The following is a 20,332-nucleotide window of genomic DNA, read 5'->3' on the forward strand; positions in this document are numbered from 1 at the left end:
CGCGCCCTTTTCGCATTTCCCGCGCACTCCGGGTAACAAGGACCGCCTTCCGTAGAGAGCCGTACGGAACTATTCGGGACATACCGTCCCGGGGGTCATGGTCAGCATGTACCCGGGGGCGCATGACTCATGCCACCGCGGTCCCGGGAAATGCCCGGTATCCCAGGAACGTTCGCGTTCCCTTTCCGGCGCTGCCCCCTTGCCGACGCGCTGGTCGGTTCAGCGGCTCGTGGGTGCGGTGCGGAGCGGGGCCGGCTCGGGGCGGCGCGTGGGTGGCGGCGCGGCCGGGGCCTGGTGGTGCTGGGGCTCGGCGTAGCGGGTCAGCGCGATCACCGACGCCAGCGTGACCACGAAGCCCACCCCGGCCAGCCACTCCTTGCCCGGCTCGATGCGATCGCCGAGCAGCAGCAGGCCGACGATCGCGGCCGGAACCGCCCCCGCCGCGTCCATCGCCGCGACCGCCGCCGTGGTCGAGCCGCGCTGCATCGCCAGCCCCAGCAGCAGCTGGCCGACCAGCGAGTGCACGACGAGCAGATAGAGCAGGGGGTTGGCGAAGAAGCCGGTCACCGTGTGCTCGTTGGCCAGCGGGCGGGCGGCGATGGCGGCCGCGGAGAACCCCACGCCGGCCAGCGAGCCGAGCACCACCGAGCCGAGCGCGCCCTGCAGCCGTACGGCGAAGATGCCCAGGCCGCCGATGAGCAGCAGGGCCAGGGTCAGGCCGGCGATCGCGGCCGCACCCAGCGGGCGCGCGACGGCCGGCTGCGCCGATTTGACCAGCGCGGCGATGCCCACCATGAGCAGCACCAGCAGCACGATCTCGGCGGCCGGCAGCGACCACTTGAGCAGCAGCACGCCGAGCACCGCGGTCACGCCGAGCCCGGCGGCCACGCTGGCCTGCACGAGGAACAGCGGCAACTCCTCGCGGGCGAGGAAGGCGAGCACGAAGCCGAGCACCTGGCAGCCGAGGCCCAGCAGGTAGGTTCGCTGACCGGCCAGCCGCACGAGCAGGCTGGGGTCGAAGGTGTGGTGCACCGTCGTGCGAGCCGCAGCCGCCGACTGCAGAAGGTTCGCCACCCCGTACGCCAGAATCATGGCGGCGAGGAAGCACCAGCCCGAGGACACCACGTGACGCACGATAGACCAGCCTCGCCCCGGCATCAGCGCTTCGGGGGACACGGTCGTCGCGGGGTGTTTGTCCGCTTACGCAGCGCTATAACTTCTGGGGTTTTTGTCCGGTTACCGGCTAAGGGCCGTTAGTACCTTCTCGTGCAGCAAACCGTTCGTCGCGATCACCGACGACTTGTCGGCCGGCGGGCGCCCGGACAGGTCCGTGATCGTGCCGCCGGCCTCCTGCACGATCGGGATCAGGGCCGCCATGTCCCACAGCGACAGCTCCGGCTCGACCATCGTCTCCAGCGCGCCCTCGGCCAGCAGCATGTAGCCGTAGAAATCCCCGTACGCCCGGCTCCGCCACGCGGCCAGGCTCAGGTCGACGATCTGCTGCAGGCGGCCGGCCTGCTGCCAGCCCTCGAGACTGGCGTAGCAGACGCTGGCGTCCGCGACCCGGCCGACACCCGAGACCTGGATCCGGGTCGCCGCGTGCTGGTGCTTTCCCGCGTACGCCCCGTGGCCGCGCGCGGCCCACCAGCGGCGGCCCAGCGCGGGCGCGCTGACCAGGCCGGCGACCGGGGTGTCACCCTCGAGCAGGGCGATCAGCGTGCCCCAGATCGGCACCCCGCGCACGAAGTTCTTGGTGCCGTCGATCGGGTCGATCACCCAGCGGCGGGTGCCCGGGCCGGCGGCCGCCTGGGTCGCGCCGAACTCCTCGCCGAGCACGCCGTCACGCGGGCGGGCGCGGGCCAGCGTCGACCGGATAGCCTGCTCGACGGCCGTGTCGGCGTCGGAGACCGGGGTCAGGTCGGGCTTGCTCTCGACCCGCAGGTCGAGCGCCCGGAACCGGCCCATCGAGATCGAGTCGGCGGTGTCGGCGAGAAGGTGGGCCAGGGACAGATCGTCGGCATAACCAGCCATGCCCGAACGCTAGCCGATCGAGCCGGGCTCCTCATCGCCCCCGGCCGCTCTTGCGCGCTCGGCCTCGCGTTGGCTTTCTTGCCGCTCGGCTTCGTCGGCTCGTTCCGCCTCGCGCGGGTCGGTGTCGCCCGCTCTCGAGGCCAGCAGCCGCCGGTACGACTCCAGGCGGCGCGGGTCGGCCTTGCCCTCGGCGACCCAGGCGTCGAGGCGGCAGCCCACGTCGGCGGCCGTGTGCCCGCAGTTCGGCTGGTCCTCCAGCGTGCCCTCGACCAGGTCGGGGAAGCCGTGCAGCAGGCTCTCGGCGCTCACGTGGGCCAGCCCGAAGCTGCGGATGCCGGGCGTGTCGATGATCCAGCCCGGGTCCTTCTTGCTCTTGCCGACCGCCGGCAACCGCAGGGCGACCGCGCTGGTCGACGTGTGCCGGCCCTTGCCGACCGCGCTGACCACCCCGACCGCGCGCAGGGCGTCCGGCACCAGACGGTTGACCAGCGTGGACTTGCCCACCCCGGAATGGCCGACGAGCACCGAGATGTTGCCGGCGAGCCGTTGGCGCAGCTCGGTCAGATCGCTGTCGGGGTCGATCGCCACATAGGGCAGATCGAGCTCGGCGTAGTAGCCGACGATCTCCTCCGGGCCGGCCAGGTCGGCCTTGGTCAAGCAGAGCAGCGGCTCGATGTCCGCGTCGTACGCCGCGACGAGGCAGCGGTCGATGAACCCCGTACGGGGTGGGGGGTCGGCCAGCGCGCTCACGATGACCAGCTGGTCGGCGTTGGCCACCACCACCCGCTCGAGCCGGCCCTCGGGGGTGGTGTCGTCGTCGTCGGCCGTGCGGCGCAGCACCGACGTGCGCTCGCCGATCCGCACGATGCGGGCCAGCGCGCCCGGCGCCCCCGACACGTCACCGACCAGGGACACCCGGTCGCCGACGACGACCGACTTGCGGCCCAGCTCGCGGGCGCGCATGGCGGTGATGACCGGGCTGTCGGGCGGCGCGTCCTCGCGGAAACAGCCGTACCGGCCGCGGTCCACCGTGATCACCAGGCCGTCGACGGCGTCGTCGTGCTTCGGGCGCGTCCGGGTACGAGGGCGCGACGAACGGCCGGGGCGGACCCGGACGTCGTCCTCGTCGTACTCCCGCTTGCGAGCTGGCAGGGTCTAACTCCTCGCCACGAGTCCCGCCCAGAGTTCGGGGAACTCGGGCAACGTCTTCGACGTACAACCTACGTCGGTCAGCGTGATGCCCGGGACGGCCAGTCCGATAACCGCGGCGGCGTGGGCCATCCGATGATCCGCGTACGTCTCCCAATCGGTCTGGTGCAGCGGGCGCGGCTCGATGCGCAGGCCGTCACGGAACTCGGTGACCTCGGCCCCGGCCTTGCCCAGCTCGGTGGCCAGGGCGGCGATGCGGTCGGTCTCGTGGCCCCGGATGTGCTCGACCCCGCGCAGCTCGGACGGCCCGTCGGCCAGCGCGGCCAGCGCGGACACGACCGGGGTCAGCTCGCTCACCTCGGACAGGTCGGCGGTGATCCCGTGCAGCTGGCCCGAGCCGCGGACGGTGAGGCCGTCGGCCGACTGGGTGACCTCGGCGCCCAGCGCGGTCAGCAGCTCGACCAGGCGGCCCACCGGCTGCCAGCTCTCGGCCGGCCAGCCGCCCAGCGTGACCGAGCCGCCGGTGACCATGGCGGCGGCGAAGAACGGCGCGGCGCCCGACAGGTCGGGCTCGATCACCCACGTGCGGCCCCGGAGCGGCCCCGGCTCGACGGCCCAGACATCGGGCACCGACTCGTCGACCACAGCGCCCGCGGCCCGCAGCATGTGCGTGGTCATGCGCAGGTGGGGCGCGGACGGCACCGGCGGCCCCTCGTGACGCAGCACGAGCCCCTTGGTGAAGCGCGGCGCGGAGAGCAGCAGCCCCGAGACGAACTGGCTCGAGCCGGACGCGTCGATCACGGCCTCGCCCCCCTCGACCAGCCCGGCGCCGCGCACGGTGAGCGGCAGCCCGCCGGTGGCCGACGCGTCGATCGACACGCCGAGCGAACGCAGGGCCTCGACGATCGGGCGCAGCGGCCGGTTGCGTGCGTGCGGGTCGCCGTCGAACTCGACAGTGCCCTCGGCCAGCGCGGCGGCCGGCGGCAGGAACCGCATGATCGTGCCCGCGAGCCCCACGTCGACCCGGGCCGGGCCGCGCAACGGGCCGGGCTCGAGCCGCCACCGCTCGTCGTCGGACGAGTCGACGGCGACCCCGATCGCGCGCAGCCCGGCCGCCATCAGCTCGGTGTCACGGGCGCGCAGGGGCCGCTCGACCACCGACGGCCCGTCGGCGAGCGCGGCCAGCACGAGGGCGCGGGCGGTCATGGACTTCGAGCCGGGCAGCCGCACGGTGGCGCCGACCGGGCCGGACGCGGACGGGGCGAGCCAGGGGCGGGGTTCAGCAGTCACGCGGCCATTCTGCCGAAGGGGGCTGGAATTTTCGTGGACGTTTCCCGTCCCCCGAGACGGTAGCGTTGCCCGGCATGTGCGGGCGGTATGCGACAACCAGGAGCGAGGCCGACCTGGAAGACCTGTTCGAGGCCGTGAGCGTGGCCGAGCAGGCGGCCCCGAGCTGGAACGTGGCCCCGACGGATCCCGTACCGGTGATTCGCGTGTCGGCCACGCACGAGGCCCGGGTCGTCGACCGGGCACGCTGGGGCCTGGTGCCGCCCTGGGCCAAGGACCTCCGGGCCGGCGCCCGCATGATCAACGCCCGCTCAGAGACCGTGGCCACGTCACGCGCCTTCGCCCCGTCCTTCGCCCGCCGCCGCTGCCTCGTGCCGGCCGACGGCTGGTTCGAGTGGGTGGAACGCAAGCCGCACTACATGACCCCGGCCGACGGCTCGGTGCTGGCATTCGCCGGCATCTGGACGACATGGGGCCCGGATTCGGTGCTGACCTGCAGCGTCCTGACCACGGCGGCGGTGGGAGAGTTGGCCCGCGTCCACGACCGGATGCCACTGATCCTGCCGGCGACGCGCTGGCCGTCATGGCTGGCCGGCGGCGGTGACCCGGCGGAGCTGCTGACCCCCCTCAGCCCGGCCGAACTGGCGGCCATCGAGATCCGCCCGGTCCGCCCCGACGTGGGCAACGTCCGCAACAACGGCCCCCAACTGCTGGAACCCCCACCGACCCCGGACACCACCCCGGCCACCCTGTTCTGACCCTCCGCCCCGGCCGCATGCCCTCTGTGCCGGCCCCGCCGCTTGCCTCTCTGCCGGCTCCGCCGCTTGCCTCTCTGCCGGCTCCGCCGCCGCTTCCTTGCCCGGCATAGGCGCCCGCCCGTCCCGCCCTGCCGTTGCCCGCCCAACGCCTGCTGCAGCTCTGCCCTGCCGCCCCACGCCCCGCCGCGGTCCTTCCCGCCTAGCGCCCAGTTGGAGCCTTGCGCTGTCCGCGCACGCCGCCGTCCTCCCGCCCTGCCGCCACGCCCTGCCGCCCCACGCTCTGCCGCCGCCCTGCTCGCCCCCGCGCCCTGCTGAAGCCTTGGCCTGCCCGCGCACCGCCGCCGCCCTGCCGCCCCACGCTCTGCGGCCGCCCTGCTCGCCCCGCGCCCTGCTCGCCCCGCCGCTCTGCTCGCCCCGCGCTCTGCTGCGGCTTTGCTCGTCCCGCGCCCTGCTCGTCCCGCGCCCTGCTCTGCTACGGCACCCGCCCTTCCATAGCCGTTCCGGTCATTGAGCCGCGACGCCGGCCCGCTCGTCAGATGTGCCAACTTCCGCCGTCGGGCCGGAAGTGACTGTCGCTAGATCCATATGAATGCGCAGCTCAGGACCGGTTTTGATGGTCCGCGGTTATCCACAGTCGAGAGTTGTCCACAGGTGGGCCGGTGACGGGACATCGAAGATCGGTTGATTCCGACACAATCGGCGGTGGTGGGGGTCCCCCTGGGAGGGTGGGTAATGCGCTTGTGGGAGTTGCTTGCCGGTGTGGGGGCGTAGGGCGGGCTCTGCTACGTTCCTCGCGCTTTGCCGACGGTGCTTGCGGGTCCTCGGCGCGTCGTCGTCGGGTGGCTGCGTCGGTTTGGAGGCGCTCGCTGTGGGGGCTGGTGACGGTCTGGAGCGCTCCGCTGGGTGCGGCGGGAGCAGCGGCTGGCCGGTCGGCGTTGCGTCTCTTTGGTCGCAAATGTGAGTCGTGACGGCTAGTAGTGAGGGTGTGGGCGGTCAGCCGTGCGGGTGGCTGAAACGTGGGCCCGCGGGCTGAGCTGCGGCAAGATCAAGATTCGGTTTTGTCAATGGATGTCCGCATTTTTTATTGGCAACTTTATTTCAAGATAGATAAGCCCCTTGTTCTGATCTCCTACCCTGCGATACAAAACTGCGCCGGAGTGGTGCAGGTTCGCACGGTGCGAGCCCGTGGCCACACGCAGTGCCGGTCCCACGGGGGAGGTGGGCTGATGACACGGGCTCGTATGCCGCGTCCACATGAGGTAGCCATCGCGCGGAGGGATCCGCGCCTGCTCGAGGCGATCAGCGAACGACGCAGCGACGAGGCTTGGCGGACCCGCGGCGCATGCCGTTCGGTCGATCCGGAGACGTTCTTTCCGGCGCCTAACGAACCGTCCGAAGGTGCGGTTTCGCTGTGCGGCTCGTGCACCGTCCAAGGGCCGTGCCTGGCCTGGGCGTTGCAGGTCGGCGACTGCCACGGCGTCTGGGGCGGGACGACCCCGCGCGAACGCCGGGCGATGCTGGTGGCCTGGCGCGAACGCGTCGGTCCCGGCGGCGAGACCGTCGACGACGACACCGACGAGGAAGACCGCAGGTTGCTCAGCCTCACACCGATCAGCCGCTGACCAATCGTCGTCCGCCGGCCGGCACGCCCCCACGGGAGTGCCGGCCAGGCGCGCGCCGATGAACGGCGGCCAGCGCGCGCCGATGAACGGCGGCCAGGCGTGCGCGGATAAACGGCGGGCCGGCGGAGGCGCAAGCCGGCGACAGTGTGGGTCGAGACGTGCGCGGCCGGCAAAACGCGGGCAGGCGAAGACGCGCGGGCGGAGACGCGGGCGGCAAACACGCGGGCCGGGCGAGAGCGGGCTGGTGAAATAGGGCGTGACCGAGATCGAGACGCCCCGCGGGCCGGCGCATGTGCGGATCAGCGAGCCGGAAGGCCAACCCCTCAGCACGCTCATGCTCGGGCACGGGGCCGGCGGTGGGGTCGACGCGCCCGACCTCAAGGCCGTGCACGACGCCGCCGTGGCCGCGGGCGTACGGGTGGTGCTGGTGACCCAGCCCTATCGCGTGGCGGGCCGGCGTGCGCCCGCTCCGGCCGCGCAGCTGGACGAGGCCTGGTCGGCCGTGGTTGAAGCCGTACGGGGGAAGTTGCCCTTGATCGTCGGTGGGCGGTCGAGCGGGGCGCGGGTGGCCTGCCGGACGGCCGCCGGGCTCGGGGCCGTGGGAGTGCTAGCGCTGGCGTTCCCGTTGCATCCGCCGGGCAAGCCGGAGAAGAGCCGGGCCGCGGAGTTGCCGGCCGGCGTGCCGACGCTGGTGCTCAACGGGGATCGGGACGCGTTCGGGGTGCCCGTCGGCGGGGGCCCGGTCGAGGTGATCGTGCGCCCGGGGGCGACTCATGACCTGCGCAAAGGCGTCGCCGAGACGGCCGTGCTGGCGGTCGGGTGGCTGCGGGCGCACGGGTGGGCGCGCTGAAGGAATGCAAGTTGCGCTCGCGTGGTTATAAGCCCCGGAGCTTGAAAGTCGGAAGGGGTTTTACTGGTGCGAGCCGGAACCGAAAGCCTCGAGCGTGGGGGCCGGGACGTCGATCGGGTGCGGAACCTGCTGGGTTCCCCCGAGTGGCCGGCCACCGAGACCGCCAATGTGACGCCATCGGTGAGTGTCAGCACACCGGCGGTTTTCACAGCCGCTGATGGGGCACTACCCGTATCCTCGGCGGGGCGGTCGAGGGGAGATCTCAGGGTGGCCCAAACAGAACGGACCGAGGAGCGCAGGGCGCGCTTCGAGCGGGACGCGTTGCCTTTCGTGGACCAGCTGTATGCGGCTGGCCTGCGGATGACGCGTAACCCCGCCGACGCGGAAGACCTGGTGCAGGAGACGTATCTGAAGGCGTTCTCCGCGTTCCACCAGTTCGAGGAGGGCACCAACCTCAAGGCCTGGCTGTACCGCATCCTCACGAACACCTATATCAACTCGTATCGGCGCAAGCAGCGTCAGCCGGTGCAGGCTCCCACCGAGGAGATCACCGACTGGCAGCTCGCCTCGTCGGAGTCGCACACGTCGGTCGGCCTGCGTTCGGCCGAGACCGAGGCGCTCGACCGGCTGCCCGACAGCGACATCAAGGAAGCCCTGCAGGCCCTGCCCGAGGACTTCCGCCTGGCCGTCTACCTCGCTGATGTCGAGGGTTTCTCGTACAAGGAGATCGCCGACATCATGGGCACGCCGATCGGCACCGTCATGTCCCGGCTGCACCGCGGCCGGCGAAACCTGCGCAAGACGCTGGAGCAGTACGCTGCCGACCGGGGAATCACCCGGACCGCTTCGGAACCGCAGGAGGCCTGACCCGAGATGAGCGGCCTGAACGGTGAGGATCACGAGACCGACTGCGGCATCGTGATCAGCGAGGTCTATCTCTACCTCGACCTGGAGTGCAGCGAGGACCGGCGCACGTTGATCCAGAAGCATCTGGACGACTGCGACGGGTGCCTGCGGGAGTATGGCATCGAGCACGAGGTCAAGGCGCTGGTGTCGCGCTGCTGCGGCGACGAGAAGGCGCCGCGGGAGCTGCGCGAGCGGCTGCGGGTCAAGCTCGACCAGCTCGAGGTGCAGGTCGAGACCAGGGAATACCTGCCCTGACGCGACGTGACACAAGAAAGGCCCCGCTTCCGCGGGGCCTTTCTTCGTCGGTGCGCAAGCTCAGCTGTTGGGCCGCTTGCCGTGGTTCGCGCTGCTCTTCTTACGAGCCTTCTTCTTGCGAGCCTTCTTGGCCATAGGTGACTCCTTGTTCGTGCGGTGTTTCCCGAGCCGATGGTAGTCGGCGCGTCCGCCCGGCTCGGACTCGCCCGACACCGATCCGTGGTTTGATACCGATACCGACAGACCGAGGAGGGTTCCCCATGGCCGACGAGATCCGGGCCGAGATGGTAGCCAACGTGTGGAAGGTCGTGGCCAGCAGCGGCGACACCGTGGCCGAGGGGGACACCCTGGTGATTCTCGAGTCGATGAAGATGGAGATCCCGGTGGTCGCCGAGACCGACGGCACGGTGGCGGAGCTCGTCGTGCACGAGGGCGACGTGGTGCAGGAAGGCGACCTGATCGCCATCATCCAGGGCTGATCAGGCCGGCTCGCCCGAGTCGACCGGCCCGCCCGGCAGCTGCAGCTCCACCGCGGGAAAGCCGACGGGTTGCGGCTGGTCGGCCCAGAGCGCGCGCAGCTGACCCTGCAGGAAGGCCATGAGCCGGCGTCGGTATTCGGCGTCGAAGACTTCCAGCGTCTCGATCTGTTCCTGCAACGCTTTCCGTTTGACCGAGAGCCCGCCGACCGCGTCCTCGTACCGGCGCTGGGCGCGCTGCTCGAGTTGTTCGGCGGCCTGGTTCCCGCCGGCGACGATGCTTTCCGCCTCGGCGCGCGCCTCGGTCAGCAGCGACTCGGCCTGACGCCTGATCTCGGCCGCCTGCTCCTGCGCGTCCCGCTGGGTGATCTCGGCCGTCGCGCGGGCCGCGGTCAGCAGTTTCTCCGCGTCGGCCCGCATCTTCTCGGCGTATTCGTGCGCCTCGGCGCGGCAGTGCTCGGCGTTCCTCTCCGCCTCGGCCAGCACCGCCTGCGCGGTCGTGTTCGCCGCGGCGACGTATTCCTCGGCCGTCCGCTGGGCCAAGGTCAAAACCTGGAGCGCCTCGCCGGGCGGCACCGGTGCGGGCGGCACCGGTGGCGGCGAAGGCGGTGATGGTGGCGCCACCGGCGGGGGCGGGGGCGGCGCCGGCGGAGGTGGCGCCGGTGCGGGCGGCACCGACGAGGGTGGTGTCATCGGGGAGACGACGGGATGAACCGCGGTCACGCTGTCGACGGAGGCGCGGCCGAGCAACAACCGGACGCGTCCGGTTATGGGCTTGTCGTTCACGGGTCTCTCCCGTCCCTCTCAGGGGTTGGTGCCGCTGGGCGAAAGGCGTTACCCAGCGGCACCAAAGGGGCAGAACAAGGCGTTGTCAGCCCAAGATCTCGTGCGATCAGGGCCGCGCTGGCCTAACGATTCCCCTGCCGATCAGTGACCCACATCCGTGCGGCAGGAGAATCTCGGCGTATGCCGGCCCGCGATCAGTTACCGGCCATTCGGTCCGTGGTGGCCGGGACGGCCGATCGGGCCGTGGTGACCCGGACGGATGACCGGACCCGGGTGACCCGGGCGGAAGAACGGGCGAGGGTGACCGTGCCGGAACACACCCCGGTGACCCGGACGGATCTGGCCCCACCAGCCCGGCCGGAACTGGACCGGGAAGCCGCGAGTCAGCGCGAACGGGCGGCCGAAGCCGGCGGGGCCCCAGTCGTCGTCGCTCTCGACCTCGAGGGCCCACGTGCCCCGGCGCGCGCCGAGCTGCACCAGGTCGCAGTCGTGGTCGTCCCAGGCACCGCTGCGCTCGCCGAACTGCCCCGCGAGCTCACAGGCCCGCAGCGACCGGTAGAAGCCGACGACCTGGGTGCCGTCGCGCCACTGAGCGACCTGGCCGGCCCCGGACTTGCTCTCCACGGCAGCACCGGCGGTGGCCGACGCCTGGGCCGGCGCGGTTCCGACGGCCAGTGCGGCGAGTACGCCGAACCCTCCCATGGTCAGGGCGCGGGTGAGCTTCTTCATCGCATTTCCTTTCGTACCGTGTTGCTCGGTGACTTACGGAGGGGAAAACCGCATTTCGCCCACGCCGGAAGTCGAACGCGCGGATGTCGTCGAGCGCCGGAATGACGGGCGGCCGACAGCCGTTCGGCGGACCTCTCTCGAAGGCCCGGCGGCGGCCCACGAGAACGGGAGTCGATGAATTTCCGGGTGGATGCTGGGAAGGTGTCCGGCGGGCCGGTTCGGCGCCCCGGAACGGCGACACCGCGGCAACGCGGCGGTACGCAAGGTGACCGCTTCCGGGCCGGGTCGTGCGTGCCGAGAGCGGCCGGAGCGTCGCGGACCGTGTGCGGGCCGTGCGACGCCTCGGACGAAGGGGCAGCCGTGACCGTCGACGGACCCAGGGCGCGGTCGAAGGGTGGCTTTGCCTGCGCTAAATCGGATTGGCCGCCGCTGTCGCACGGGGTCGCTGCGGCCCCGGGCACCGGAGCTTGTGCGTCGCCGGCACCCCTTCGGCTTCGTACGAAAGGGTCATACGCACATATTTTCGGCCGTTCCCCGTGGCCTGGTCGGCCCCGCCCGGCCCGGAAAGGGACGATGAGCTCCCTGGCCGCCGGTCGGCCGTTTTCGTCGCTACTCCCCCGAAATGATTGCCGACGAGGGTTCGCGCCCTATTGCTCTGCGCCGGTCGTCCTGATAGCAGGTCGTTGCCACACGGCAACGGTGTGTGGAGGTTCAGTCAGACGTTTCTGGCAAAATCTAAGTCATGTCGAATGCCAGAAGGTCTTTCGGCCGGATTCCTTCTGCGCCGAGCTTGATCTTTCATGTTGGCCGGTGGCAGCGATCGGAACTATTCCGCGATGAAACCCGCATTGTGTGGACCTGATCGCCTGCTCGAATAGCGCGGCTGGTCGTCCGGGGGCCGCTATTCGGAAGCGGGGCGCGCACGCGGAGTGAGCGCATCGTGCCTGTTCTGCCATCGCGGCCGGCAATTGATCCAACAGCCGGCCGTTCGTTGTCACATGCTCGGCTGAATCTCGGCCAGGACGAGCGGAGCCAGGTTTGGTCACCCGAGCCGCGGTTATCGCTCGATTTGTCGCGGGCCGCCCGACCGCGATCTTCGTTGAATGAGTAAGGAAAAGGCCCGATGGGAACGAGCAACATGACCCTCCCGACCCGGTGGCGAGCGGCGTACAAGGCGGCTCTGGAGCTTCTCGAGAGCGACAAGCCCTACAACGACCCGCAGGACGCCCGGGCCCGGGCCCGTGTGCAGCGCCTGCGGACAGACACCCGCCGGTGGATCCGGGAGCAGAAGACAATGGCGGCGGCCGGACTTCTCTCCCCGGTGCAGACCTTGTTCATCGCGCACATCCCCGACAACTGGCGCGAGATCGACCTGCGGCGCCGGAGCCTGCGGCAATAACCGCGGCCGGCCGGGAAAAGATTGGCGCCCGGACCGCGAGATCGCGGTCCGGGCGCCATTTATTCGACGATTTAAATTTATGAGGCGTGGCCCGCTACGGCGGGAAAACGCGCGGGCTCCGGCGGGAACTCGGCCTCGAGGGAACCGCCCCACAGCATGTTCAACTGCCGCTGTATCGAGCCGGTCAGTTGTTGCCGGCAATAGGCGTCGAACATCTCCAGCGCCTGGATCTGCTTCTCCAGGGCCAGTCGCTTCGTCGGAAAGCCGCCGACGGCGTCCTCGTAGCGTTGCCGGGCGCGCAGTTCGACCTGCTCGAGCCGATCGCGGCCGTCGGCCCGGATCCGTTCGGCCTCGACCCGCGCGTCGGCCAGGGCCAGTTCGGCCCGGCGCCGGGCTTCGGCGGCCCGGCCGGCCGCGTCGCGTCCCACGAGGAGGGCCTCGCTCTGCGCCCGCGCCATCGCTTCCTCGGCGGCCGCGCGGATCTTCTCGGCGTCCAGCCGGGCGTCCTGCCTGATCTGCCCGGCCCGGGAGCGGGCCTCGGCCCGGATCAGCTGCGCGCGTTCGTCGGCCGCGGTGACGTAGGCCTCGGCGGTGCGCCGGGCCAGCGTCAGCACCTCCGGGCTCTTGTCGTTCACGGCGTCAGCGCGTTCCGCGTGCCGGGCGGTCACGGCGACTTCTCGGACATGTAGCCGCTGTAATAGACCGAGCTGGAACCGGTCGGCACCGCTGCCTCGTCACGAGCCGCCGGCAGCTCCGGAACCGGCCGGGGGAACAGTTCCCAATCCGGCCGGCGGAACGCGCGAGCCGGAAGCAGCGCGAGGCATCTGATCGCGCCGATGCCGAGAAGGTTGTAGGCCGCCTCCAGGGGAGTCAGCAGAATCCAGGTCCGCAACTTCTCCGACCGGCTCATGGCCGGCCGACCGGCCAGGTAGTGACCGGCCTTGGCGTAGCGCACAAGGACGTAGAGCGTTCCGTAGAGGATGATCCAAGGCGGCTGCGGCGGGGTGGCCTCGACGAGCAGGACGACGGCACAGACCATCCATGCGGGACCGCACAGGAGCCGCAGCAGGACGAGCGCGCGGATCCGGCGCGGGTGCCCTGTCGCCAGGACCGTCGCCAGCACCCGCCACCGCCTGGTCGCCGTGCGCAGCAGCTGCCGATAGACGCTGGCCACGTCGGCCGGCGCCCTCCGCCAGGCGATCGCCCCGGACACCGGGACCACGTCGCCGTCCAGGTCCGGATATCGCGCCAGGCACCGGTCGTCGCCGTCGGCGGCCGGGTCCATCGGGAGGCGCTCGTGCTCGAACAGGACAGCCGCGCGGTAGACCGACAGCGCGCCCGGTCCGATCTGCATCGCCCGCAACGCCGACCGGCGAGTCGGGCGCATGACGCCGGTGCCGGTGTTGAGGTCGACCAGGCGGGTCAGCAGGTTCTGCCCGACGTTGCCCATCAGCACCTCCGCGGTGGTCGCCACGACGTTCGGCTGGGCGAACTCGCTGAGCTGGCGTTCCAGCGCGTGCCCGTCGAGCACGCAGGTGCTGTCGACGGCCATCACGAAATCCCAGTCCTCGGGGTCGAGCCGGTCGAGAACGTAGCGCTGGGCGGCCCGACGGCCACCGTGTCCCGTTCGATGCCAGCGGACCCGCGGGTGCGCGAAGGGCTGCACCGGCGCCTGGGTCGAGCCGTCGTCGACCACGTGGATCTCGTCGACGACGACGCGGCTCTGCGCGAGGATCGACTCGACGCAGGCCCGCAGGTCGGACTCGGCCAACTCGTGCACGCCGACGATGGCGACCACGCGGCCGGTCACCGGTGCGGTTTCGGGTGGCCGGCGGCGCCGGGCGAGCGGATAGAGGGAATAGATCACGGCGCCGTTGCTGATCCACCAGAAAGTGAGCAGAGCCGGGTGGTCGATCCGCCCGCGGAAGTGCCACGTGGCCGCGATCAAGCCGACGAAGAAAGTGCCGGCGATCACCGCGCAGATGAGGAAGACACGCCGCGAGGCGAGTTTGTCGGACGACATCGGAACTCCTCAGCAGAGCTTCTCGGAAAGGGCAGGCAACGGCACTGCCCGGCGGCTCAGTATTGAGACGATCCGGCTGCGTCCGAGGAAACTGCGCGGGCCGACGTTCGCACGAAAGTGCGCCGGCGCCCGGCCGGACCGGCTCGCCCTCTACGACAGTGCTCATCCGATCGGTCAGCCGGACGTTATCCATTCGCCGTCACGGCGGCACCCGCGACCGAATTCGGGCGTCGCCGCGAGCGAGTTCTACCTCCTGCAAGAAGCGGTTCGCCGAGCAGTCGATGCTCCTTCGCCGGACGACAGCCCGGACCCGGCGGCGCCGCCGGCGGCGCACCGGCGAAATCGATGATCCGGCCGAACCCGCCGGGGGTTCCCGACGTCCCCCGTGAGGGAACCCCCGGTTGCGGCACGGCACGACACAGGAAAGGGATGCGGCCGGCTCATGACCAAACTGGAGATCCTGGCGCTGTTGTCGTCAGTCATCGTGCTGAGTCAGCTGCGGAGCCGACGGCCGGACGGGCCGCCGCAACTCGGCGCCGACCGCCTGGCTCACCAACCGGTGTTCGGCCCTCGGGACACCTGGCCGAGCTATCACGGGCCGTACCCCCTGGCCGACGCGCTGCCCCGGCGGCGACCCGTCCGCCACCACCGGATGCTGTTGCGGAGCTGCTATGTCCGCCGCCGGCGGTGACCCGTACCCGTCATCACCATGATGCCGGCATTCCCATTTTCCGGACCTGACGAATGTGCCGGCCCCAGCGCTGTCCGGCTGGTCGCGAATAGTCCGCGCTATGCGGTCGACTTTTCGGGACCAAGCAATTTAACGACGCGCCGGCCCGCTGGCCGGTTTCCGCCGCGCGCCTTTCATCCGTTGGCGCTACCTGTGCGTGTCGTGCCGGCGCCGGGAACGGATCTGCGTGCTTTTCTGATCTTGCGCAAGGGGCGTCCTGCGCGGTTTGGAAGTCCTTCAAAAGGAGCACGTAAATGAAGACAGCCATGCGTGTCGTCGCGGTGTCCGGCCTGGGCCTGCTGGCCGGTCTGACGATCGCCACCGGCCCGGCCCAGGCGGCCGGCGGCACGGCGCAGTCGGACAGCAAGCCGGCCGCGCAGCAGGGGATCGGCCGGGACGACATCGTCGGTTACTTCCGTTCCCCCGCCGTCTGCGAGGTCGCCGGCCGCCTCGGCGAGCGGTCGGGCCAGTGGGACGACTACGACTGCGAGTTCGTCCACATCGGTTTCCGGCGCGGTGGCTGGGTGCTGCGGGCCGAGTGCGACCGTGGCTGGGGCGGCCACGGTCACCACCACAAGCCGGCCAAGCCGCACGGCACCAAGGACAACGACGTCAAGGGCGACGACGGTTACACCAAGCCGGCCGCCACCAAGCCGGCGGCCACCAAGGACGACGGTTACACCAAGCCGGCCGCCACCAAGCCCGCGGCCACCAAGCCGGCGGCCACCAAGGACGACGGCTACACCAAGCCGCAGGCGGCCGAGCCCGACAAGTACTGATCGCACTGCCGGCACGTCGCCGGTGCGAGACACCACGTCATTTTCGTTGCCGGGCATGCCATGGGCATTCCCGGCAACGACGTTTCCGCCGGCCGGCCTAGCCGCGCCGCCAGCGCAGGGAGAGGCGGCTCCGGCCCCGCTGCCGGGGCACGGCGGGCATCCGGGTCATCGCCGTCGCCAGCTGGCGTGTCGACTGGTCGAGGTCGGGTGTGGACAGGGCCAGCTCGGCGAACGAGCGCGCGCCGGGCCGCGACGCCACCTCGGTCAGCCGGGTGGTGACCACCGCGGCCACGTCGGCCCGCGCCGACGGGTCGATCCAGGCCGCCACGATCAGGGCGAACAGCGCCGCCTCGGTGACCCGATCGACGCCGCCGTCGACCAGTTCGAGCAACATCCGCCGCCGGACCGAATCGAGCCAGGCCTCCTCGGAGCGGTGGTGCAGCAGGCCCAGGCAGGCCCAGATCTCGGGCGCGGCGACGTCGGCCGGCGGGTGGGCCAGCAGCGCCAGCAGGTCGGCCGGGGTCACCATGATCAGTTGCAGGGCCGCGTCGTACGCCGCCGGCGGGTGCGCCCACGAGAGCGAGGCGACCTGACGGAGCCGCCGTACGGCGTCGGGGGTGGGCTCGTCGGGCACCGGAGCGCCGCCGCGGGGCAGGGGCGCGGCCGCGGGGGTGCCGCTCAGCCAGGGGGTGTCGCGGCAGCAGTCGGCCAGGTCGGTGTGCTCGTGCGACTCGTCGGGGTGGTCGCGGATGTAGTCGGCCAGCCGGACGAGATGCATCAGGTCGCCGTCGGCGCGGTGCCTTAGGCGGTGGGCGGTGTGCACGGCGCAGTCGTACTCGGGGTCGCGTTCGAGGGCACGATCGACCCAGCTCAGCGCGTCGTCGAGGCGGCCGTTGTCGGCCAGGGTGCCGGCGATGTCGGCGTACACGGAGAGGTCGTCGGGGTCGTGGGCCACCGCGCGGCGCAGGGCCGCGAGCGCCTCGGGCAGCTTGCCGGCGCTGCGGTAGGCGTACCCGAGCCAGATCTCGCCGAGCTTGGACGGCCGGACGCGGGCGCCGCGGGAGGCCCAGTCGACGGCCAGGTCGTGCTCACCGACCCGGCGGGCCAGCGCGGAACCGGCGCCGAGCAGCATGGCGTGCTCCGGATAGGCGGCCAGCGCGTGCCGCACCACGGTCAGATAGGGCCGCAGTGTCGGCGGCGCCGGTTCGCCCACCCGGGTGCAGAGCCGCATGAGAACCTGGGCGAGCAGGCCGGGCTCGATCCGGACGCCCAGAGCGGGCTCGCCCACCCAGGGGATGCCCGCCCAGTCGGCGGCCGGTGACTGCCCGCTGGCCGCGGCGAGCAGGGGCAGGCCGTCCTCGGGGCGACCGGCCGCGGCGAGCAGATGCGCGCGGGCGGCGAGCCGGCCGGGCGACGCGTGCGGCCCGGCGCGAAAGAGATCGAGCCCGCCGCCGGGGCGAGCGGCGAGGCGGCCGAGCACCTCGTGCACCTCGGGAAGCGTGGGGGCGTGGGCCAGTGCGCCGGCGAGGTGATCGGCGGCCCGCTCCGGTTGATCCGTCGCCAGGGCCGATCTTGCCTGTTCAAGAGCGCGGTCGGCGGCGCGGCGTACATCCACGATGCAAGACAGTAGGGGAAAGTGCCCTTCCTGTCAGTAGCCGGATCGCTGCGCATTAGTGCTCGAAACGTTGACCAATTAAGCTGTTTCTTGCAAGACTGCGCATCAATCGCGCGCACAGCTGCTCATCTGGGGAGGAACACGTGACACCACGAGGCCAGGGGATGGCCGCGGACATCGCGGAACAACCGGGCGGATTCGCGCGGTTGCTCGAGAGTGAGCGCGCCGGCGCGATCGCCGCCGTGGCCGCCGAGGTGGCCCGCCGCAAGCCCCGGAATGTCGTGTTCGTGGCTCGGGGCACCTCCGATCACGCGGCGCTCTACGGGGCGTACCTGTCCGAGATCCGGCTGGGGCTGCCGGTGGCCAGCGCCTCGCCGAGCGCGATCACGCTGTTCGGCGCCCGGCCCGACTTCACCGGCACGCTCGTCGTCGGCGTCAGCCAGAGCGGCGGCTCGCCCGACCTCACCGGCGTGCTGCAGGTAGCCCGCGAGACCGGCGGGCTGACCCTCGCGGTCACCAACAACCCCGAATCCCCGCTGGCCCAGGCGGCCGAGTTGTCGATCGACGTGGCGGCCGGCCACGAACGGGCGGTCGCGGCCACCAAGACGTACACGGCCGAGCTTCTCGCCTTGTTGCTGCTGGTGGAGGGCATCCGGGCGGGCGACGGCGCGCTGCCCGACGACGAGCGGGCCGCGCTCGACAAGCTGCCCCAGCTGGCCGAGGACGCGCTGGCCGACCGTACGGCCGACGACCTCGCCCAGCGCTACCGGTTCGCGTCCCGGCTGGTGACCACCGGTCGCGGGTACGCCTACCCGACCGCCCGCGAGGCCGCGCTCAAGCTGATGGAGACGTCGTACCTGCCGGCGCTGTCCTTCTCGGGCGCCGACCTGCTGCACGGGCCGCTGGCCATGACCGACCCGGACGTGCCGGTGCTCGCGGTGGTGGGCGACGGGCCGGGCGGGCAGTCGATGCGCGACGTGGTGACCCGGCTCGGCGAGCGGCGGGCCGACGTGGTGACGATCGGCGCGAGCGACGTGCCGGGCGCGGCCGGGCGGCTGCCGGTGCCGGCGGTGACCGACGAGCGGTACAGCGCGCTGCTCGACATCCTGCCGCTGCAGAAGCTGGCCCTCGCCCTGGCGCTGGCCCGTGGCGAGGACCCCGACTCGCCGCGTGGGCTGAAGAAGGTCACCACGACGCTCTAGGAAACAACGGCGTGGCACGCTTGGCGCGTGTCAACGTTGCGTGATCTGGCCGAGGAGCACACCGGCCTGGGCCCGGCCGACATCGACCATCTGCACCGGATCGCCGGTGACTGGCAGCTGCTGTCCGACCTCTCCTTCGCCGACCTGCTGATGTGGGTGCCGGTGAAGGGGGAGGCCGGGCAGCCCCGTCAGTACCTCTGTGTCGCGCAGGTGCGGCCGACCACGGCCCCGACGGCGTACCAGGACGACCAGGTGGGCAAGATCGACAGCGGCCCCGAGGTGGCCCACCTCGACATCGCTCTCGCCCAGGAGCGGATCTGGCGTGAGGGCGACCCGGTCTGGTACGGCGACACTCCCGCCCGGCACGAGGCGATTCCCGTACGGCTGCGCGACCCGAACGACCGCGAGGAGGGCTACAGCGAGGTCATCGCGGTGATCGGCCGCGACACCAACCTCTCCACCGCCCGTACGCCGTCCCAGCTCGAGCTGAACTATCTGACCACCGCGGACGACCTGGCCCAGATGGTCGCCGACGGCACCTTCCCGCCGCCCCGGCACCCGGGCGAGACCACGTCCGCGCCCCGGGTCGGCGACGGCCTGGTCCGCCTCGACGCGGGCGGCAAGGTCACCTACGCGAGCCCGAACGCCCAGTCGGCGTACCGGCGCCTGGGTTTCAACGCGCACCTGGTCGGCGAGGAGCTCTCGGCGCTGACCAGCCGGCTCGCGGCCGACCCGCTGGAGGGCAACGACACCGCCGAGCGGATCCTGTCCGCGCTGCGCGGCGAGTCGCCGCCCCGGCAGGAGATGGAGGCCCGCGGCGCGACCGTGCTCATCCGGGCCCTGCCGCTGCTGCCGGCCGGGGTGCCGATCGGCGCGCTCGTCCTCGTCCGGGATGTGACCGAGGTCCGCCGCCGCGACCGGGCGCTGATGACCAAGGACGCGACCATCCGCGAGATCCACCACCGGGTCAAGAACAACCTGCAGACCGTGGCCGCGCTGCTGCGCCTGCAGGCCCGCCGGGTCGACGCGCCCGAGGCCCGGCACGCGCTGCAGGAGTCGGTGCGCCGGGTCGCCTCGATCGCCCTGGTGCACGAGACGCTGTCGATGTCGAGCGACGAGGCGGTCGAGTTCGACGGGATCGTCGACCGGGTCGCCACCGCCGCCACCGAGGTCGCGTCGACCAGCGTGTCGGTCAAGATGCGCCGCACGGGCACCTTCGGGGTGCTGCCCGCCGAGATCGCCACCTCGCTGGTCATGGTGCTCAACGAGCTGCTGATCAACGCGGTCGAGCACGGCTTCCCGGCCGGGGAGGACGACGACGAGCCGCCCGCGGAACCGATCGAACCGGGTGAGGTGGTCGTTTCCGCCCACCGGTTCCGCAAGCAGCTGCACGTCACGGTGGCGGACAACGGACAGGGGTTACCCCAGGATTTCCGCGCCGACGACAGCCAGCGGCTCGGCCTGCAGATCGTGCGCGCGCTGGCCACCGGCGAGCTGCGCGGCAGCATCGAGCTGCGCAATCGGGCCGGCGGGGGCACGGAGGCGGTGCTGGTCGTGCCGTTGGGCAAGCGCTGAAAGCTCCCACCTGGTGGGCTCCGACACACTCCCGAAATCTGGACCGCACTGGCCCAGATTCATTCGGCGTGAGAGGCTTGCCGACATGACCGCTGCTCTGGACCGCCGCTTCGTGGCTCGCCGCCACGTTGATTACGGCCGTGTCCGCAGCGCGATGTGT

21 protein-coding genes are annotated in these 20,332 nt (G+C 71.4%); 11 read left to right on the top strand and 10 right to left on the bottom strand.

What is annotated here, in order from left to right:
* Positions 1–219: 219 nt before the first annotated feature.
* From JKJ07_RS11885 to aroA, 4 genes are all read right to left on the bottom strand, one after another.
* Positions 220–1,092, bottom strand: a complete 873-nt coding sequence (locus tag JKJ07_RS11885; protein WP_236028892.1) for a hypothetical protein — start codon at positions 1,090–1,092, stop codon at positions 220–222.
* A 144-nt stretch (positions 1,093–1,236) separates the two neighbouring features.
* Positions 1,237–2,031, bottom strand: coding sequence for a histidinol-phosphatase (gene hisN, locus JKJ07_RS11890; protein WP_202991506.1), 795 nt, complete (start codon positions 2,029–2,031; stop codon positions 1,237–1,239).
* Between the two features lie 9 nt (positions 2,032–2,040).
* The gene (rsgA, locus tag JKJ07_RS11895) at positions 2,041–3,183 is read right to left on the bottom strand and encodes a ribosome small subunit-dependent GTPase A (protein ID WP_202991815.1); all 1,143 of its coding nucleotides are present in this window, start codon (positions 3,181–3,183) and stop codon (positions 2,041–2,043) included.
* Between the two features lie 3 nt (positions 3,184–3,186).
* A complete protein-coding gene (gene aroA, locus JKJ07_RS11900; RefSeq protein ID WP_438871398.1) occupies positions 3,187–4,410 on the bottom strand; it encodes a 3-phosphoshikimate 1-carboxyvinyltransferase in 1,224 nt (407 codons plus the stop codon).
* A gap of 134 nt (positions 4,411–4,544) precedes the next feature.
* On the opposite strand from aroA, the gene JKJ07_RS11905 reads away from it, so the two are divergent.
* From JKJ07_RS11905 to rsrA, 5 genes are all read left to right on the top strand, one after another.
* The gene (locus tag JKJ07_RS11905; protein ID WP_202991508.1) at positions 4,545–5,225 is read left to right on the top strand and encodes an SOS response-associated peptidase; all 681 of its coding nucleotides are present in this window, start codon (positions 4,545–4,547) and stop codon (positions 5,223–5,225) included.
* A 1,226-nt stretch (positions 5,226–6,451) separates the two neighbouring features.
* The gene (locus JKJ07_RS11910) at positions 6,452–6,847 is read left to right on the top strand and encodes a WhiB family transcriptional regulator (protein WP_202991509.1); all 396 of its coding nucleotides are present in this window, start codon (positions 6,452–6,454) and stop codon (positions 6,845–6,847) included.
* A gap of 256 nt (positions 6,848–7,103) precedes the next feature.
* Positions 7,104–7,697, top strand: a complete 594-nt coding sequence (locus JKJ07_RS11915; protein WP_202991510.1) for an alpha/beta hydrolase family protein — start codon at positions 7,104–7,106, stop codon at positions 7,695–7,697.
* A 66-nt stretch (positions 7,698–7,763) separates the two neighbouring features.
* Positions 7,764–8,564: a sigma-70 family RNA polymerase sigma factor gene (locus JKJ07_RS11920; RefSeq protein WP_202991511.1), complete on the top strand. Its 801-nt coding sequence runs from the start codon at positions 7,764–7,766 to the stop codon at positions 8,562–8,564.
* Between the two features lie 6 nt (positions 8,565–8,570).
* Positions 8,571–8,858 carry a mycothiol system anti-sigma-R factor gene (gene rsrA, locus JKJ07_RS11925; RefSeq protein ID WP_184955137.1) on the top strand — a complete coding sequence of 96 codons (288 nt, stop codon included), beginning with the start codon at positions 8,571–8,573 and terminating at the stop codon, positions 8,856–8,858.
* Between the two features lie 60 nt (positions 8,859–8,918).
* Here the strand turns inward: rsrA and JKJ07_RS52435 are convergent, their stop codons facing one another.
* Positions 8,919–8,993 (bottom strand): 50S ribosomal protein bL37, encoded by a 75-nt coding sequence (locus JKJ07_RS52435; protein ID WP_369752275.1) that lies wholly within the window; start codon positions 8,991–8,993, stop codon positions 8,919–8,921.
* Positions 8,994–9,118: 125 nt separating this feature from the next.
* Between JKJ07_RS52435 and JKJ07_RS11935 the strand changes: the two genes are divergently transcribed.
* A complete protein-coding gene (locus tag JKJ07_RS11935; RefSeq protein ID WP_202991513.1) occupies positions 9,119–9,337 on the top strand; it encodes a biotin/lipoyl-binding carrier protein in 219 nt (72 codons plus the stop codon).
* Here the strand turns inward: JKJ07_RS11935 and JKJ07_RS11940 are convergent, their stop codons facing one another.
* Both JKJ07_RS11940 and JKJ07_RS11945 read right to left on the bottom strand, forming a co-directional pair.
* Positions 9,338–10,120 carry a hypothetical protein gene (locus JKJ07_RS11940; RefSeq protein ID WP_202991514.1) on the bottom strand — a complete coding sequence of 261 codons (783 nt, stop codon included), beginning with the start codon at positions 10,118–10,120 and terminating at the stop codon, positions 9,338–9,340.
* 198 nt (positions 10,121–10,318) lie between these two features.
* Positions 10,319–10,849, bottom strand: coding sequence for a hypothetical protein (locus tag JKJ07_RS11945; protein ID WP_202991515.1), 531 nt, complete (start codon positions 10,847–10,849; stop codon positions 10,319–10,321).
* A gap of 1,123 nt (positions 10,850–11,972) precedes the next feature.
* Between JKJ07_RS11945 and JKJ07_RS11950 the strand changes: the two genes are divergently transcribed.
* Positions 11,973–12,248, top strand: coding sequence for a hypothetical protein (locus JKJ07_RS11950; protein ID WP_202991516.1), 276 nt, complete (start codon positions 11,973–11,975; stop codon positions 12,246–12,248).
* A 77-nt stretch (positions 12,249–12,325) separates the two neighbouring features.
* Here the strand turns inward: JKJ07_RS11950 and JKJ07_RS11955 are convergent, their stop codons facing one another.
* Both JKJ07_RS11955 and JKJ07_RS11960 read right to left on the bottom strand, forming a co-directional pair.
* The gene (locus JKJ07_RS11955) at positions 12,326–12,916 is read right to left on the bottom strand and encodes a hypothetical protein (protein ID WP_202991517.1); all 591 of its coding nucleotides are present in this window, start codon (positions 12,914–12,916) and stop codon (positions 12,326–12,328) included.
* Positions 12,913–14,271 carry a glycosyltransferase gene (locus JKJ07_RS11960; RefSeq protein ID WP_202991518.1) on the bottom strand — a complete coding sequence of 453 codons (1,359 nt, stop codon included), beginning with the start codon at positions 14,269–14,271 and terminating at the stop codon, positions 12,913–12,915. Before JKJ07_RS11960 ends, JKJ07_RS11955 begins: the two co-directional genes overlap by 4 nt.
* A gap of 442 nt (positions 14,272–14,713) precedes the next feature.
* Here JKJ07_RS11960 and JKJ07_RS11965 point away from each other — a divergent pair, with 442 nt between their 5' ends.
* Positions 14,714–14,962 (top strand): hypothetical protein, encoded by a 249-nt coding sequence (locus JKJ07_RS11965; RefSeq protein ID WP_202991519.1) that lies wholly within the window; start codon positions 14,714–14,716, stop codon positions 14,960–14,962.
* A 293-nt stretch (positions 14,963–15,255) separates the two neighbouring features.
* Positions 15,256–15,780 (top strand): hypothetical protein, encoded by a 525-nt coding sequence (locus tag JKJ07_RS49750; protein WP_236028734.1) that lies wholly within the window; start codon positions 15,256–15,258, stop codon positions 15,778–15,780.
* Between the two features lie 97 nt (positions 15,781–15,877).
* Here the strand turns inward: JKJ07_RS49750 and JKJ07_RS11975 are convergent, their stop codons facing one another.
* Positions 15,878–17,398, bottom strand: coding sequence for a tetratricopeptide repeat protein (locus JKJ07_RS11975; RefSeq protein ID WP_438871399.1), 1,521 nt, complete (start codon positions 17,396–17,398; stop codon positions 15,878–15,880).
* A gap of 161 nt (positions 17,399–17,559) precedes the next feature.
* Here JKJ07_RS11975 and JKJ07_RS11980 point away from each other — a divergent pair, with 161 nt between their 5' ends.
* Positions 17,560–18,597 carry an SIS domain-containing protein gene (locus tag JKJ07_RS11980; RefSeq protein WP_202991818.1) on the top strand — a complete coding sequence of 346 codons (1,038 nt, stop codon included), beginning with the start codon at positions 17,560–17,562 and terminating at the stop codon, positions 18,595–18,597.
* A 27-nt stretch (positions 18,598–18,624) separates the two neighbouring features.
* On the top strand, positions 18,625–20,172 hold the full coding sequence (locus tag JKJ07_RS11985; RefSeq protein WP_202991520.1) for a sensor histidine kinase: 1,548 nt from the start codon (positions 18,625–18,627) through the stop codon (positions 20,170–20,172).
* Positions 20,173–20,332 lie beyond the last annotated feature (160 nt).

Source organism: Paractinoplanes lichenicola, assembly GCF_016785085.1.
Taxonomy (GTDB): Bacteria; Actinomycetota; Actinomycetes; order Mycobacteriales; family Micromonosporaceae; genus Actinoplanes; species Actinoplanes lichenicola.